The organism is Mycolicibacterium houstonense (genome assembly GCF_900078665.2).
Classification (GTDB): Bacteria; Actinomycetota; Actinomycetes; order Mycobacteriales; family Mycobacteriaceae; genus Mycobacterium; species Mycobacterium houstonense.
The window spans coordinates 2,343,821-2,357,873 of the sequence record NZ_LT546207.1 but is presented as its reverse complement, the minus strand read 5'-3'; the positions used below and the strand labels follow the sequence as shown (position 1 = coordinate 2,357,873).

12 protein-coding genes and 4 pseudogenes are annotated in these 14,053 nt (G+C 68.6%); 11 read left to right on the top strand and 5 right to left on the bottom strand.

From position 1 onward, the window contains the following. Positions 1 to 36: 36 nt before the first annotated feature. From BN4332_RS11785 to BN4332_RS11775, 3 genes are all read left to right on the top strand, one after another. On the top strand, positions 37 to 2,628 hold the full coding sequence (locus tag BN4332_RS11785; RefSeq protein WP_066898617.1) for a glycosyltransferase family 1 protein: 2,592 nt from the start codon (positions 37 to 39) through the stop codon (positions 2,626 to 2,628). After that, positions 2,625 to 3,473 carry a Vgb family protein gene (locus BN4332_RS11780; protein ID WP_066898616.1) on the top strand — a complete coding sequence of 283 codons (849 nt, stop codon included), beginning with the start codon at positions 2,625 to 2,627 and terminating at the stop codon, positions 3,471 to 3,473. The genes BN4332_RS11785 and BN4332_RS11780 overlap by 4 nt, the downstream gene beginning before the upstream one ends. A gap of 102 nt (positions 3,474 to 3,575) precedes the next feature. Beyond that, entirely contained in the window at positions 3,576 to 4,304 is a 729-nt protein-coding gene (locus tag BN4332_RS11775; RefSeq protein WP_066898615.1) for an MspA family porin, read from the top strand. Positions 4,305 to 4,313: 9 nt separating this feature from the next. Here the strand turns inward: BN4332_RS11775 and BN4332_RS11770 are convergent, their stop codons facing one another. From BN4332_RS11770 to BN4332_RS11750, 5 genes and pseudogenes are all read right to left on the bottom strand, one after another. Beyond that, entirely contained in the window at positions 4,314 to 5,756 is a 1,443-nt protein-coding gene (locus BN4332_RS11770; protein ID WP_066898614.1) for a neutral zinc metallopeptidase, read from the bottom strand. 94 nt (positions 5,757 to 5,850) lie between these two features. Then, positions 5,851 to 6,963 (bottom strand): annotated as a pseudogene (locus BN4332_RS35445) (ATP-dependent DNA helicase); the annotation flags it as partial. A 4-nt stretch (positions 6,964 to 6,967) separates the two neighbouring features. Continuing rightward, positions 6,968 to 7,285: pseudogene (locus tag BN4332_RS35440) on the bottom strand (nicotinate phosphoribosyltransferase); the annotation flags it as partial. Positions 7,286 to 7,302: 17 nt separating this feature from the next. Continuing rightward, positions 7,303 to 8,226, bottom strand: a pseudogene (locus BN4332_RS35435) (ATP-dependent DNA helicase); the annotation flags it as partial. Positions 8,227 to 8,405: 179 nt separating this feature from the next. Next, positions 8,406 to 8,691 (bottom strand): annotated as a pseudogene (locus tag BN4332_RS11750) (nicotinate phosphoribosyltransferase); the annotation flags it as partial. Between the two features lie 104 nt (positions 8,692 to 8,795). Here BN4332_RS11750 and clpS point away from each other — a divergent pair. From clpS to murI, 8 genes are all read left to right on the top strand, one after another. Further along, positions 8,796 to 9,098 carry an ATP-dependent Clp protease adapter ClpS gene (clpS, locus tag BN4332_RS11745; protein WP_066898612.1) on the top strand — a complete coding sequence of 101 codons (303 nt, stop codon included), beginning with the start codon at positions 8,796 to 8,798 and terminating at the stop codon, positions 9,096 to 9,098. A 6-nt stretch (positions 9,099 to 9,104) separates the two neighbouring features. After that, on the top strand, positions 9,105 to 9,683 hold the full coding sequence (aosR, locus tag BN4332_RS11740) for an oxidative stress transcriptional regulator AosR (RefSeq protein WP_066898611.1): 579 nt from the start codon (positions 9,105 to 9,107) through the stop codon (positions 9,681 to 9,683). Between the two features lie 4 nt (positions 9,684 to 9,687). After that, positions 9,688 to 10,710, top strand: a complete 1,023-nt coding sequence (locus tag BN4332_RS11735; protein ID WP_066898610.1) for a P1 family peptidase — start codon at positions 9,688 to 9,690, stop codon at positions 10,708 to 10,710. 102 nt (positions 10,711 to 10,812) lie between these two features. Further along, positions 10,813 to 11,226 carry a M67 family metallopeptidase gene (locus tag BN4332_RS11730; RefSeq protein WP_066898609.1) on the top strand — a complete coding sequence of 138 codons (414 nt, stop codon included), beginning with the start codon at positions 10,813 to 10,815 and terminating at the stop codon, positions 11,224 to 11,226. A gap of 24 nt (positions 11,227 to 11,250) precedes the next feature. Further along, positions 11,251 to 11,523 carry a MoaD/ThiS family protein gene (locus tag BN4332_RS11725; RefSeq protein WP_066898675.1) on the top strand — a complete coding sequence of 91 codons (273 nt, stop codon included), beginning with the start codon at positions 11,251 to 11,253 and terminating at the stop codon, positions 11,521 to 11,523. Positions 11,524 to 11,535: 12 nt separating this feature from the next. Further along, complete coding sequence (locus BN4332_RS11720) at positions 11,536 to 12,507, top strand: cysteine synthase (protein WP_066898608.1); 972 nt, start codon at positions 11,536 to 11,538, stop codon at positions 12,505 to 12,507. 10 nt (positions 12,508 to 12,517) lie between these two features. Next, positions 12,518 to 13,177 carry a rhomboid family intramembrane serine protease gene (locus BN4332_RS11715; protein WP_066898607.1) on the top strand — a complete coding sequence of 220 codons (660 nt, stop codon included), beginning with the start codon at positions 12,518 to 12,520 and terminating at the stop codon, positions 13,175 to 13,177. Continuing rightward, positions 13,174 to 13,998: a glutamate racemase gene (gene murI / locus BN4332_RS11710; protein ID WP_066898606.1), complete on the top strand. Its 825-nt coding sequence runs from the start codon at positions 13,174 to 13,176 to the stop codon at positions 13,996 to 13,998. The genes BN4332_RS11715 and murI overlap by 4 nt, the downstream gene beginning before the upstream one ends. Positions 13,999 to 14,053 lie beyond the last annotated feature (55 nt).

Here is a 14,053-nt window from a genome sequence, read left to right as displayed (position 1 = left end):
CTGCGCGAACCGGAATTGTCAGTAAGGTTGGTTCGCGTGAAAGCCCTGAGAAGGTTCACTGTCCGCACGCACCTTCCCGAGCGGTTGGCGGCGCTGGAACGACTGTCGATCAACCTGCGCTGGTCATGGCACAAGCCGACCCAGGATCTGTTTGCTGAGGTCGATTCCGGGCTGTGGCAGCAGACCAGTGGCGACCCGGTGGCGTTGCTCGGGGCGGTGAGTCCGCAACGGCTCGACGAACTCGCCGGTGACGAGTCGTTCCTGAATCGCCTCGACGAGCTTGCCGGTGATCTGGACAACTACCTCGAGCGGCCGCTGTGGTACCAGCAGCAGATCGCCGACGGCGTCGCGATGCCCAAGGGGATCGCGTACTTCTCGATGGAGTTCGGCGTCGCCGAGGTGCTGCCCAACTACTCGGGCGGGCTGGGCATCCTGGCCGGCGACCATCTGAAATCAGCTTCGGATCTGGGCCTGCCGCTGATCGCGGTCGGCCTGTACTACCGCTCGGGTTACTTCCGGCAGTCCCTGACCGCCGATGGCTGGCAGCACGAGACCTATCCGTCGCTGGACCCCCAAGGGTTGCCGTTGCGCCTGCTCACGGACGCGTCCGGAGCGCCGGTGCTGGTGACGCTGGCGCTTCCGGACGCCCGCGAACTGCGGGCCCGGGTGTGGGTCGCGCAGGTGGGCCGGATCCCGTTGCTCCTGCTCGATTCCGATGTCCCGGAGAACGAGCACGAGCTGCGCGGGGTCACCGACCGGCTCTACGGCGGCGATCAGGAACACCGCATCAAGCAGGAGATCCTGGCCGGTATCGGCGGTATCCGCGCGGTCCGCGCGTTCACCGAGATCGAAAACCTGCCCGCCCCTGAGGTGTTCCACATGAACGAGGGCCACGCAGGCTTCCTCGGCGTGGAACGTATCCGCGAACTCGTCGCCGCCGGGCTGGACTTCGACACCGCATTGACCGTCGTGCGGTCCTCTACGGTGTTCACCACGCACACCCCGGTGCCCGCCGGGATCGACCGGTTCCCCGTCGAGATGATCCGGCGCTATTTCGGCAGCCCACCTGGCGGTCCGGCCGACAGTCGGCTGCTGCCGGGGGTGCCGCTGGATCGGGTGATCGCGTTCGGTGCCGAGGACGATCCGTCGAAGTTCAACATGGCGCACATGGGCCTTCGGTTGGCGCAGCGGGCCAACGGGGTGTCGCTGCTGCACGGTCGGGTCAGCCGGGCCATGTTCAACGACCTGTGGCCGGGATTCGACCGCGCCGAGGTGCCGATCGGGTCGATCACCAACGGGGTGCACGCCCCGACCTGGGCGGCCCCGCAATGGCTGGCCCTTGGCCGCGAGCTGATCGGGTCGGAGGCCGCAGAACCGGCGGTGTGGGAGCGCCTGCAGGAGGTCGACCCGGGGCACATGTGGTGGATCCGTTCGCAGCTGCGCGAGACGCTGATCGCCGACGTCCGTGACCGGTTGCGGCGCTCCTGGCTGGAGCGCGGTGCATCCGAGGCCGAACTGGGCTGGATCGCAACGGCTTTCGATCCCTCGGTGCTGACTGTCGGTTTCGCCCGGCGGGTGCCCACCTACAAGCGCCTGACCTTGATGCTGCGGGATCCGGAGCGGCTGGAGAAGCTGCTGCTCGACGAGAAGCGCCCGGTGCAGCTGATCGTGGCGGGCAAGTCGCACCCGGCCGACGACGGCGGCAAGGCGCTGATCCAGCAGATCGTGCGGTTCGCCGACCGGCCGGAGGTACGCCACCGCATCGCGTTCCTGCCGGATTACGACATGTCGATGGCCCGCCTGCTGTACTGGGGTTGCGACGTCTGGCTCAACAATCCGCTGCGCCCGTTGGAAGCCTGCGGCACGTCGGGGATGAAGAGTGCGCTCAACGGCGGGCTGAACCTGTCGATCCGCGACGGCTGGTGGGACGAGTGGTACGACGGCGAGAACGGTTGGGAGATCCCGACCGCCGACGGTGTCGACGACGAGGCACGGCGCGACGATCTGGAGGCCGCGGCCCTGTACGACCTGCTCGAACATGCGGTGACGCCGAAGTTCTACGAGCGCGACGAGCACGGGGTCCCGACCCGGTGGGTCGAGATGGTGCGTCACACCCTGCAGGTGCTCGGGCCCAAGGTGCTGGCCTCGCGCATGGTGCGGGACTACACCGAGCAGTACTACCTGCCTGCCGCGCTCTCGTTGCGCCAGACCGTCGAGGCCACCTCGGGCGAGCCGTTCGGCGCCGCCCGCGAACTGGCCGACTACCGGCGGAGGGCACAGGAGGCCTGGCCGAAGATCCAGGTCACCGACGTGGACAGCTACGGCCTGCCCGACACCCCGTTGCTGGGCTCAGAGCTGACCCTGTGCGCCACCGTGCAGTTGGCGGGCCTGCGCCCCGACGAGGTCACCGTGCAGGCCGTCCTGGGTCGGGTGGATGCCAGTGACGTGATCGTGAACCCGGTGACCGTGCCGATGACCCACACCGGCTCGGCCGACGGGGGTGCCGATGTGTTCTCGACCAGTACGCCGCTGCCGGTGGCCGGGCCGGTGGGCTACACCGTGCGGGTGCTGCCGCACCACCGGTTGCTCACGGCGGACAACGAACTGGGCCTGGTGACGCTGGCTTGAGTAAAGCGCTCAAAGTTCAGCTCGACGGTGGGCCGTACGCGCTGGCCGCAGGCGGCGACGGCGCGATGTGGGTGACGCTGGTACACAGCGGCGAGGTCGCCCGGGTGTCGGTGACCGGTGAGGTCACCAGGTTCCCGGTCGGCGAGTGCTCGCGTCCCTCGATCATCGCGGCCGGGTCGGATGGGGCCCTGTGGTTCACCCGGTCCGGCGACGACCGGATCGGTCGGATCACCACGGCCGGTGAGCTGCGTACGTTCGAATTGCCCGAGGGCAGTTCGCCGTTCGGGATCACCGCGGGTCCCGACGACGCGATGTGGTTCACCACGATGTCGTCCGGGACGATCGGCCGCATCGGCGCAGACGGGGAGGTCACCAGTGTGGCCGCGGTCGGCGGGATGCCGTCGATGATCACCAAGGGGCCCGACGATGCGTTGTGGTTCACCCTCAACGAGACCGGCGCGGTGGGCCGGCTGACCGTCGACGGAAGCCTCACATTGCGCGAATTGCCCACTGCCGCAGCCGGTCCGGTCGGCATCGCAGCGACACATGACGACGCGGTGTGGTTCACCGAGATCCGTGCCGGCAAGATCGGCCGGATTCCGGTTGACGACGCCATCCAGGAGCTGGACCTGCCGGGCAAACCGCACGCCGTGGTCGCCGATCCGGACGACGGGGTTTGGGTCAGCCTGTGGGGTGCCGACCAGATCGCCAGGGTCACCGGCGACGGCGACGTGGTGACCATCGACCTGCCCGCGGGCAGCGAACCGCACGGGCTCGCGATCGGCCCGGACGGCGCCTGCTGGGTGGCGCTGGAATCCGGGTTCGTCCTCAAAATGCCCACCTGAGTGCCGGCCGGGGATAACGGTCGGGTAAAGACATAGGCAGTCTTGTTCCCTCCAGGAACGTGGCGATACGTTCCCGAAGGGAACCGTAACGAGAGGCCGCCCGTGTTGATTCGCTCGTTCGGACTGCTCACCGCCGTGTGCCTGGCAGGCGCGGCATCCGTGTCACCGGCATGGGCCGATCCCGCCGTCCCGCCCAACGTCGAGGTCGTCGCCGACGTGGTGCCGGCACCGGGGGAACCGGCCGCCGCCGACCGGGTCGAGTCGACCCCGCCGGCCCACCTCACGACCCCGGACGGCTGGAACCTGACGGTGTCGGCCAGTGATGAGACCCAGGCCGCAGTGGAGCCGCTGACCACCGCGATCTCTTCCCGCGAATATGTGGTCGGCGGCACGTACCGCGGTTCGATGGTGGGTCCCGACGCGGGTGACGAACCGGGTGGCACTTTGGAGGCCGGATTTCAGATCGGTTGCGGCATCGATATGAGCACCTCCAACGGCGTCGCGCTGACCGGCACTGTCGGCCTCAACTCGTCCGTTGGGATTCTCGGCACCGACGTGGTCACGCCCTGGCCCGAGGGGATCCTGCCTGGTGTCGGCTCCAATATCGGCGGCGGCATCACCATCGGCCTCAAGCCCGGCATCATCAACCTCATCCCCGTGGCGGAGAAGGAATTCAAGGGCACCGAGCCATGGGTGATGATCAGCAACTTCCGGGTCAAGATCGACGGCTGCGTGGGCCAGTCCTTCATCCGGTCCTACGCGGTGCTCACCCGCTCGACCGACGAATCCGAGGCGGTGCTGGCGTGGTACGGGACCACGAAGGTGGTGTGAGCCGGCGCGTCAGGCGAACCGTTTGAGGCAGCGCTGCTCGTCACCGAGGATGCCGACCCGGAAGGCGTCGATGCGGGCGAAGCCCGACGGCACCGATTCGCCGTTGACGTCACTGGCCGCCAGCCCGTTGGTGAGGATGCCCGACACCGCCTCGTCGACGTCGCCTGCGGTCAGCAGAATCGTGTCGCCGCTGGGCAAGGTCACCGGCTTGGTCATCTTGGCCGTCGCCACCCCGGTCAGGCACGCCGTCCGCAGCGCCGCCGCGGCGTTGTCGAGCACCAGCCCACGCGCGTGCTGCAACGCCAGCATGTAGCGCGAGATCAATACCGAGAAGGCGTTGTTGTCGCCACCGGCCAGGCCGCCGACGGCGAAGTCATCCGGAGGCGTCGCCAGCACCTGCAGTTCGGGCAGGTCGACCACGATGGCATTGGTATCGGGGCAGTACGAGGCCGGCGGGCTGGGCCGCGCGCTCGGGCAGTCGACCGCGCTGTCGGGCCGGAAGCTCAGCTTCGGGGGATCGGCCGGCTTGAACAGCGTGTTGAGCGCATCGACGATCGAGCGGACCCAGCGTTCGGTGATCTCGAGATCGCCACTTTCGTTCTCCGGCAACAAGACCGGCAGTTCGCCGCGGCGTTGGTTGATCTCCTGGACGTCGATCGCGGCGCAGGCTGCGGGACCGTCGGTGAATCCGAACTGGAAGGCCGACACCCGCTCGAACGCCGAGCCGTGCTCGTCGATCCCGTACCGGGCCTCGGCCTCGGTCAGCAGCGGGTCCCGGAACGCGATCACCGCCGCCAGCAGGTTGTTGAGCCCGTCGCCCGTGCTGAGCGAGAACCTCGGCGAATCGCCCTCGGCCACCCACCGCATGTAGGTGCCCGCCAGGCAGTCGGCCTGCTGCTCGGCGACCAGGGTGGGCGTCTTGCGGTTCACCAGACCGGACTGCTGCTGGATCGCGTGGCCGTACTCGTGGGCCAGCACCATCACGGCGCCCATGTCGCCGTTGTGCTGGCGCAGCCCGGGCATCAGCACGCCACGGTCCCAGCCGATGGTCCGGTCCGGTTTGCAGAACGCGGCGTTGACCAGTCCGTACGTCTCCATCCCGCAGAACTCACCGTCGAAACTCTCGGCGTCCCACGAGATCAGCGCGCGCACGGGCTGGAAATCACCCTCGAACACCTCCGAGTAGGTGCCCGACCAGAACTCTTCGAGGTCGCTGACCGCGCTGGCGGCCAGATTGTCGATCGCGCCGCCGTCGGTGTGGTTGACCTTGCGGGTGGGTTCGGCCGCATCCGGCCGCAGCCCACTGGGGCCGTCGGTGGCCCGCATGCCGGCCACCGAGAAAGGATCGCTGAACACCGAAACCGCCGTGCCGCCGACCAGAGACGAGCACGCGGTGAGTGACGCGACCGCGCACGCCGCGACAGCGATGCCGAACCGGGTACGTCGGCTCATGTTGTCGCCTTCCGCTGTACTCAGGCGGCCGCAATCGCCCGCACGGGTAATTGCCGCACACACTAGTTAACTCAGCGTGCACCGGGTGGCGTTATCAGCCCGCGCCGCGAAGCCGCTTCAGCGATTGACGCACCCGGTCGGGGTCGGTGGTGGACCAGAACGGTGGCAACGACGAGCGCAGGTAGCCGCCGTAGCGGGCGGTTGCCAGCCGGGAGTCCAGTACGGCGATCACCCCGCGATCGTCGGTGTGGCGCAGCAATCTTCCGGTGCCCTGGGCGAGCAGCAGCGCGGCATGGTTGGCGGCCACCGCCATGAAACCGTTGCCGCCGTGCGCACTGATGGCCCGTTGACGGGCAGTCAGCAGCGGATCGTCCGGGCGGGGAAACGGAATGCGGTCGATCAGCACCAGCGACAGCGACGGGCCGGGCACGTCGACGCCCTGCCACAGCGACAGGGTGCCGAACAACGAGGTCTCCGGATCGTCGGAGAACTGTTGTACCAGAGCCGAAGTGGTGTCCTCACCCTGGCACAGCACTGGGGTGGCCAGCCGCCCGCGCATGACCTCGGCGGCGGCCTTGGCCGCGCGCATCGACGAGAAGAGCCCGAGGGTGCGGCCACCTGCCGCGGTGATCAGGCCCTCGATCTCATCGAGCGTCCGGGTGTCGGTGCCGTCGCGCCCCGGCGGCGGTAGGTGCTTGGCGACGTAGAGGATCGCCGACTTCGCGTGGTCGAACGGGGAGCCGACATCGAGCCCACGCCAGCCCCGTTTGGCGGACTCGCCGGTCCCGCCCGGTTTGGCCGGCTCGCCGGAGTCACCGGTGTCGAAACCGCCCAATCCCCAGTTGCGCGCCATCGCATCGAAATTCCCGCCCAAGGTGAGGGTGGCCGAGGTCAGTACCGCCGTGGTGTGGGCGAACAATCTGGTGCGCAACAGTCCCGCCACCGACATCGGCGCCACCCGCAGCAGGGTTCGGCCTCCGGTTCGCGGCGCGGCCGCATTGCCGGCGTTGGGCGGTTCGGACTGTTCCACCCAGACCACGTCGACGCGGTCGGGGATGGGCGGCACGAACGAGGTGAGGATGCGGGTGGCGGTGTCGCTGACGTCGTTCAGCGCGGTGACGGCCTCGGTGCGGGCCGAGGCGGCCTGCGGATCGCTGGGGGAGGTGTCGATCGCCGTCCGCGCCGCGTTGGCCGCGTCACGCAGCGCGNTTGGCCAGCCGAAGCGCCTGCTTGCGTCCGCCGTGGGATTCCTTGTGGCTGCTGCGCTTGGCCACCGGCATCCCGTCGACCTCGACCAGCTTGTAGACCATGCCCGCGGTCGGGGCGCCGGAACCGGTGACCACCGAGGTGCCGACGCCGTAGCTGTCGACCGGCTCGGCGCGCAGCGCGGCGATGGCGAACTCGTCGAGGTCTCCGGAGACCACGATCTGGGTGCCGGTGGCGCCCAGATCGTCGAGCTGCTGGCGCACCTGACGAGCCAGCACGCCCAGGTCACCCGAGTCGATGCGCACCGCGCCCAGCTGCGGGCCTGTCTCTTATACACCNGGCCTGCCTCGGTCTCGTGCAGCATCGATGACAGCGTCGCGACCGCGGCCTCGAACCGTTGTGCCAGTTCGTCATCCACCAACCGCGCCATCCGGCGGTGCGCCACGGCCATGGACGTCGCCGACAACTCCGCGGTGGCCACCCCGGTGACGCGGTCGGCCAGTTCGTGCGCCTCGTCGACCACCAGCAGCTCGTACTCGGGCAGCACCGCGAAATCGGAGAGCGCGTCGATGGCCAGCAGCGCGTGATTGGTCACCACGACATCGGCCGCACCGGCCTTCTCCCGCGCCCGCTCGGCGAAGCAGTCGGTACCGAACTGGCATCGCGACACTCCGATGCACTCCCGTGCGGACACGCTGACCTGGGACCAGGACCGGTCCGGTACCCCGGGGGTCAGCTCGTCGCGGTCACCGGTCTCGGTGTCCGACGACCATTCGGTCAGCCGCTGCACATCGCGACCCATCGCGCTGACCGCCATGGGGGAGAACAGCTCTTCTTGTGGCCGGTCCGCCGGCTCCTCCGCGGCGCCGTTGTGGATCTTGTTGAGGCACAGATAGTTTCCTCGCCCTTTCAACAAGGCGAAGGTGGGTTTGCGGGGCAGGGCGTCGGCCAGTGAGTTCACCAGCCGGGGCAGGTCGCGGTCGACGAGCTGACGTTGCAGGGCGATCGTGGCCGTCGAGACCACCACCGGTTGTTCGGTCTGCAGTGCCCGGGCGATCGATGGTACGAGGTAGGCCAGCGACTTGCCGGTGCCGGTGCCGGCCTGCACGGCCAGATGCTCGCCGGACTCGAAGGCGTGCGCCACCGCCTCGGCCATCTCGACCTGCCCCGGACGGCTCGCGCCGCCGAGTCCCTTGACCGCGATCTTGAGGAGGTTGGTCACCACATTCGCCACCTCGCGGGATGGCTTGGTCGGGCTTGCCATGTCGGAGAACTAACGGTCCTGCACGGGTGGCACGACGCGGGTGGGGACCGCAGGCTCGCCGCGCGAGAGTTTGAGGCCGTCCCACGGCAGGCTGTGCAGCCCCGCGGCGACCCGCTCCCGTGCGGCGGCCAGATCGTCGGCCGGGTGGTGTCCTTCGACTGGGACGCCGNAGGTTCCGTGCACCGAAAGCACCGGAGAACCCGGGAAATAGAGCTCGCCCTCGGGGTAGCCGTCGACGTCCCCGCCGAACCGGTAGCCGGCCAGGAAATCCAGTGTCGCCGGGTCCAAGAACTCCGACAGCGACTCCAGCTCCTCCGGGGAGAAGGTGAACTGTGCCAACGCTTCAACGAACCGTCCGGTGCCGGCGACCACGCCGTAGCGGCGGCCTTCCGGCAGTCGGCGGGCGAAGACCTCGAATGTGGTGCGGCGGTGCGCCGTGCCATCGCGGAGCGCGGCGGCGAGCATGGTGAGCTCGTACTTGTCGGTCAGCAGCGCGACGGTCACATCAGCAACCGTAGCTGTTCGCAGCTGCTTTAATATCGAGGCTCCCCTGCCGGTATTGTGGGCCCATGGTTACACCGGCGAAGGCCCGACCGGGGACCCGTGAGGAGCGTGAGGTCGAGGAAGTCGGGGCCACCGAAAGCCCCTGGGTGACCATCGTCTGGGACGATCCGGTCAACCTGATGACCTACGTCACCTACGTCTTCCAGAAACTGTTCGGGTACAGCGAGCCGCACGCCACCAAGCTCATGCTGCAGGTGCACAACGAGGGCAAGGCGGTGGTGTCGGCGGGAAGTCGTGAGTCGATGGAGACTGACGTGTCGAAACTGCACGCCGCCGGGTTGTGGGCCACCATGCAACAGGACCGCTGATCGACTGTGCGCAAATGGAAACGGGTCGAGACCGCCCGTGGTGTGCGGTTCCGCTCGGCATTGGAGGCACACGAGGTCACGCTGCTGTCCAGCCTGAGCACGTCGATGCTCGGGATGCTCGAGGAGCGCGGATCATCTGGACCCACAGACGAACTCGAGATGATCACCGGCATGAAGACCGGCAATCCGCAGCCGCCCGAGGACGCCACGATGAAGCGTCTGCTCCCGGATTTCTTCCGGCCGCAGACCGAGCATCCTGCCGGATCGGGAACGGCCGAGAGCCTCAACAGCGCGCTGCGCGGCCTGCACGAGCCGGGCATCATCGATGCCAAACGTCAAGCCGCCCAACGACTGTTGGACACCCTGCCGCACGGCGGCGGAAAGTTCGAGCTCACCGAGGACGACGCCGAGGCCTGGGCGGCGGCGGTCAACGACATCCGGCTCGCACTGGGGACCATGCTGGACATCGGTCCGCAGGGCCCCGACCAGTTGCCCACCGAGCATCCGATGGCCGGGCACCTCGACGTCTATCAGTGGCTGACCGTGCTGCAGGAGTACCTCGTGCTCGGACTCATGGGGAGGTGAGTCGGTGACCGGCTCGATCACCGACGTGGGCGGCATCCTGGTCGGCCACCACCACCGCATCGACCCGGACGTGTCGCTGGGCTCGGGGTGGGCGTCGGGTTCGACAGTGGTGCTCACCCCGCCCGGGACCGTCGGCGCCGTGGACGGGCGCGGGGGCGCACCGGGTACCCGCGAGACCGATCTGCTCGACCCGATCAACACCGTGCGCCACGTCGACGCCGTGGTGCTGACCGGAGGAAGTGCCTACGGTCTGGCCGCCGCCGATGGGGTGATGACCTGGCTGGAGGAGCAGGGCCGGGGCGTGGCGATGGACGGCGGCGTGGTGCCGATCGTGCCCGCCGCGGTGATCTTCGACCTGCCCGTGGGGGGCTGGGGCAACCGTCCGACCGCCGAGTTCGGCTACGCGGCCGCCGCCGCGGCAGGCCCGCAGTTCGCGCTCGGGACCGTCGGTGGCGGCGTCGGTGCCCGGGCCGGTGTGCTCAAGGGCGGTGTCGGCACCGCCTCGGTGGTGCTGGACTGCGGGGTCACCGTGGGTGCCCTGGTGGTGCTCAATGCCGCAGGCGACGTCGTGGACCCGGCGACCGGGTTGCCCTGGATGGCCCAGTTGATCGAGGAGTTCGGGCTGATCGCGCCGCCGGCCGCCGAGCTGGCCGGCTATGCCGACCTGCACCGGGAACTGGGTCCGCTCAACACCACCATCGCCGTTGTCGCCACCGACGCCGCGCTCAGCCCGGCCGGCTGTCGCCGGATGGCGGTCGCCGCGCACGACGGGCTGGCCCGCACCATCTCGCCGTGCCACACCCCGTTGGACGGCGATACGGTGTTCGCGCTGGCGACCGGTGCGATCACCGTCGAGCCGGACGAGAAGACCCCGGTGGCGATGTCACCGGAGACAGCGCTTGTCACCCGCGTCGGGGCCGCCGCCGCGGACTGTCTGGCCCGGGCGGTGATGGTCGGGCTGCTGGCCGCCGAGTCGGTTGCCGGAATACCGACCTACCGTGACATGTTGCCGGGAGCGTTCGAATGAAATCGGCGCTCCGCCGAAACCGCATTCCAGGCTGGGTCGACTCGACGTCTTCCTGCCGGAATACAGTTTCGCGGTGAGGACACCGAATGAAGGAGTTGTGACGTGCTGGTGATCCGCCGGGATCTCGTCGAGGCGATGGTGGCGCATGCCCGCGCCGACCACCCCGACGAGGCATGTGGGGTGATCGCCGGACCGGAGGGCTCCGACCGTCCCGAGCGGTTCATCGCGATGGTCAACGCCGAGCGCTCGCCGACCTTCTACCGTTTCGACTCCGGCGAGCAACTCAAGGTGTGGCGCGGCTTAGAAGAGGCAGGCGACGCTCCGATTGTCATCTACCACTCGCACACCGCGACCGAGGCGTACCCGAGCCGCACGGACATCTCGCTGGCCCAGGAACCCGACGCGCACTACGTGCTGGTCTCCACCCGAGACCCGGAGGAGCACGAGCTGCGCAGCTACCGAATCATCGACGGCGTCGTCACCGAGGAACCCGTCAACATCGTCGAGCAGTATTAGAAAGGCGTCCGCATGACCGAGCCCATTTCCGTCACCGTCTCCATCCCGACCATCCTGCGTCCGCACACCGGCGGGCAGAAGCGCGTCAGCGCCTCGGGTGCCACGCTCGCGGCGGTGATCAGTGATCTGGAGGCCAACTACGCCGGGATCTCCGACCGGCTGGTCGATGACGGCAAGCTGCACCGCTTCGTCAACATCTACGTCAACGACGAGGACGTACGGTTCTCCGGCGGCCTGGACACCACCATCGCCAACGGCGATTCGGTGACGATCCTGCCTGCCGTCGCGGGCGGATAGGCCCGGCGCTCCATGACCAGATACGACTCGCTGCTGCAGGCCCTCGGCAACACCCCGCTGGTCGGGTTGCAGCACCTGTCGCCGCGGTGGGAGGACGGTCCGGACGGGCCACATGTGCGGCTGTGGGCCAAGCTCGAGGACCGCAACCCGACCGGGTCGATCAAGGACCGGCCGGCCCTGCGCATGATCGAGCAGGCCGAACGCGACGGGCTGCTGAGCCCGGGTGCCACCATCCTGGAACCGACCAGCGGCAACACCGGGATCTCGCTGGCCATGGCGGCGCTGCTCAAGGGCTACAACATGATCTGCGTGATGCCCGAGAACACCTCCATCGAGCGGCGTCAGATCCTCGAGCTCTACGGCGCCAAGATCATCTTCAGCCCGGCCGAGGGTGGGTCCAACACCGCGGTGGCCACCGCGAAGGAACTCGCTGCGGAGAATCCGTCGTGGGTGATGCTGTACCAGTACGGCAACCCGGCCAACACCGACGCGCACTACTACGGCACCGGCCCGGAGCTGCTGGCCGACCTGCCCGAGATCACGCATTTCGTCGCCGGGCTGGGCACCACCGGGACCCTGATGGGCACCGGCCGGTTTCTGCGCGAGCACGTGCCCGGCGTCCAGATCGTGGCCGCCGAACCGCGGTACGGCGAGGGTGTGTACGCGCTGCGGAACATCGACGAGGGCTTCATCCCCGAGCTGTACGACGCCGACGTGCTGACCACCCGGTTCTCGGTGGGCTCCTACGACGCCGTCAAGCGCACCCGCGATCTGGTCACCCGCGAAGGCATTTTCGCCGGCATCTCCACCGGCGCGGTGCTGCACGCCGCGCTGGGGATGGCGGCCAAGGCGATCAAGGCCGGCGAGCGGGCCGACATCGCGTTCGTGGTGGCCGACGCCGGTTGGAAGTATCTGTCGACGGGCGCCTACGCCGGTAGCCTGGATGACGCCGAGGACGCGTTGGAAGGGCAGCTATGGGCGTGAGCGGGCGGGTATGACCAACCTTCCTTCGACCGCGCCGAAGAAACGACCCGCATGGCTGGTCGGCGGCCTGACGATCATCAGCTTCGTCGTGCTGCTGTGGGTCATCGAGATCGTCGACACCGCGATGGGCCACCGGCTCGACCAGGACGGGATCCGGCCGCTGCAGACCGACGGGCTGTGGGGCATCCTGTGGGCGCCGCTGCTGCACGGCGGTTGGGCGCATCTGATCGCCAACACCGTGCCCGCGCTGGTGCTCGGGTTTCTCATGACGCTGGCGGGGATGGGTCGGTTCATCGCCGCGACCGCGATCATCTGGATTCTCGGCGGGTTCGGCACCTGGGTGATCGGCAATATCGGCCTGCATTGTCCGTACGTGACGGTGCAGTGCACGAGCACTCACATCGGCGCATCCGGTCTGATCTTCGGCTGGTTGGCCTTCCTGATCGTGTTCGGCTTCTTCACCCGCAATGCGTGGGAGATCGTCATCGGCGTCGTCGTGCTGTTCGTGTACGGCGGCGTGCTGTTCGGTGTGTTGCCGGGTAATGCAGGGGTGTCGTGGCAGGGCCACCTGAGCGGGGCCGTCGCCGGCCTGATCGCGGCGTACCTGCTGTCGGGCCCGGAGCGCAAGGCACGGGAAGCGCGCAGGCGCCCCAACCAGCTCACCTCATGAACAACGCACTCGCACCCGTCGGCATCTTCGACTCCGGCGTCGGTGGCCTGACCGTCGCCCGCGCGATCATCGACCAGTTGCCCGACGAGGACATCATCTATGTCGGCGACACCGGCAACGGCCCGTACGGCCCGTTGACCATCCCCGAGATCCGGGCGCACTCGCTGGCCATCGGCGACGACCTCGTCGCCCGCGGCGTCAAGGCCCTGGTGATCGCCTGCAACACCGCGTCGTCGGCCTGCCTGCGCGACGCGCGTGAACGCTACTCGCCCGTGCCGGTGGTCGAGGTGATCCTGCCCGCGGTGCGGCGTGCGGTGGCCGCCACCCGCAACGGGCGGATCGGGGTGATCGGCACTGCGGCCACCATCGCCTCCGGTGCCTATCAGGACGCCTTCGCCGCGGCCCGCGACACCGAGGTGATCGGCGTGGCCTGCCCGCGGTTCGTCGACTTCGTCGAGCGCGGGGTGACGAGCGGACGTCAGGTCCTCGGGTTGGCCGAGGGCTACCTCGAGCCCTTGCAGCGGGCCGAGGTGGACACCCTGGTGCTGGGGTGCACGCACTACCCGATGCTGTCCGGGCTCATCCAGTTGGCGATGGGCGACAACGTGACGCTGGTGTCCTCGGCCGAAGAGACCGCCAAGGACCTGCTCCGGGTACTGACCGAACTCGATTTGCTCAAACCGCACGAATCCGGTCCGGCCCGACGGGCATTCGAGGCCACCGGAGATCCGGAGGCTTTCACCGCGCTGGCCGCCCGTTTCCTGGGGCCGGGCTTGGACGGCGCGCGTCAGGTCCGGCGTCACGCCGGCGTCGGAAAATGATCTCCATCGCCCAAACCGGCGATGTCTTGGCAACGCGCGCAGCAGGCATGGCAAG

Coding starts and splice junctions, on each gene's coding strand:
- BN4332_RS11770 (WP_066898614.1), bottom strand. CDS start 5,756: ATGAGCCGACGTACCCGGTTCGGCATCGCTGTCGCGGCGTGCGCGGTC.
- clpS (WP_066898612.1), top strand. CDS start 8,796: ATGGTTACACCGGCGAAGGCCCGACCGGGGACCCGTGAGGAGCGTGAG.
- BN4332_RS11720 (WP_066898608.1), top strand. CDS start 11,536: ATGACCAGATACGACTCGCTGCTGCAGGCCCTCGGCAACACCCCGCTG.
- BN4332_RS11715 (WP_066898607.1), top strand. CDS start 12,518: ATGACCAACCTTCCTTCGACCGCGCCGAAGAAACGACCCGCATGGCTG.
- murI (WP_066898606.1), top strand. CDS start 13,174: ATGAACAACGCACTCGCACCCGTCGGCATCTTCGACTCCGGCGTCGGT.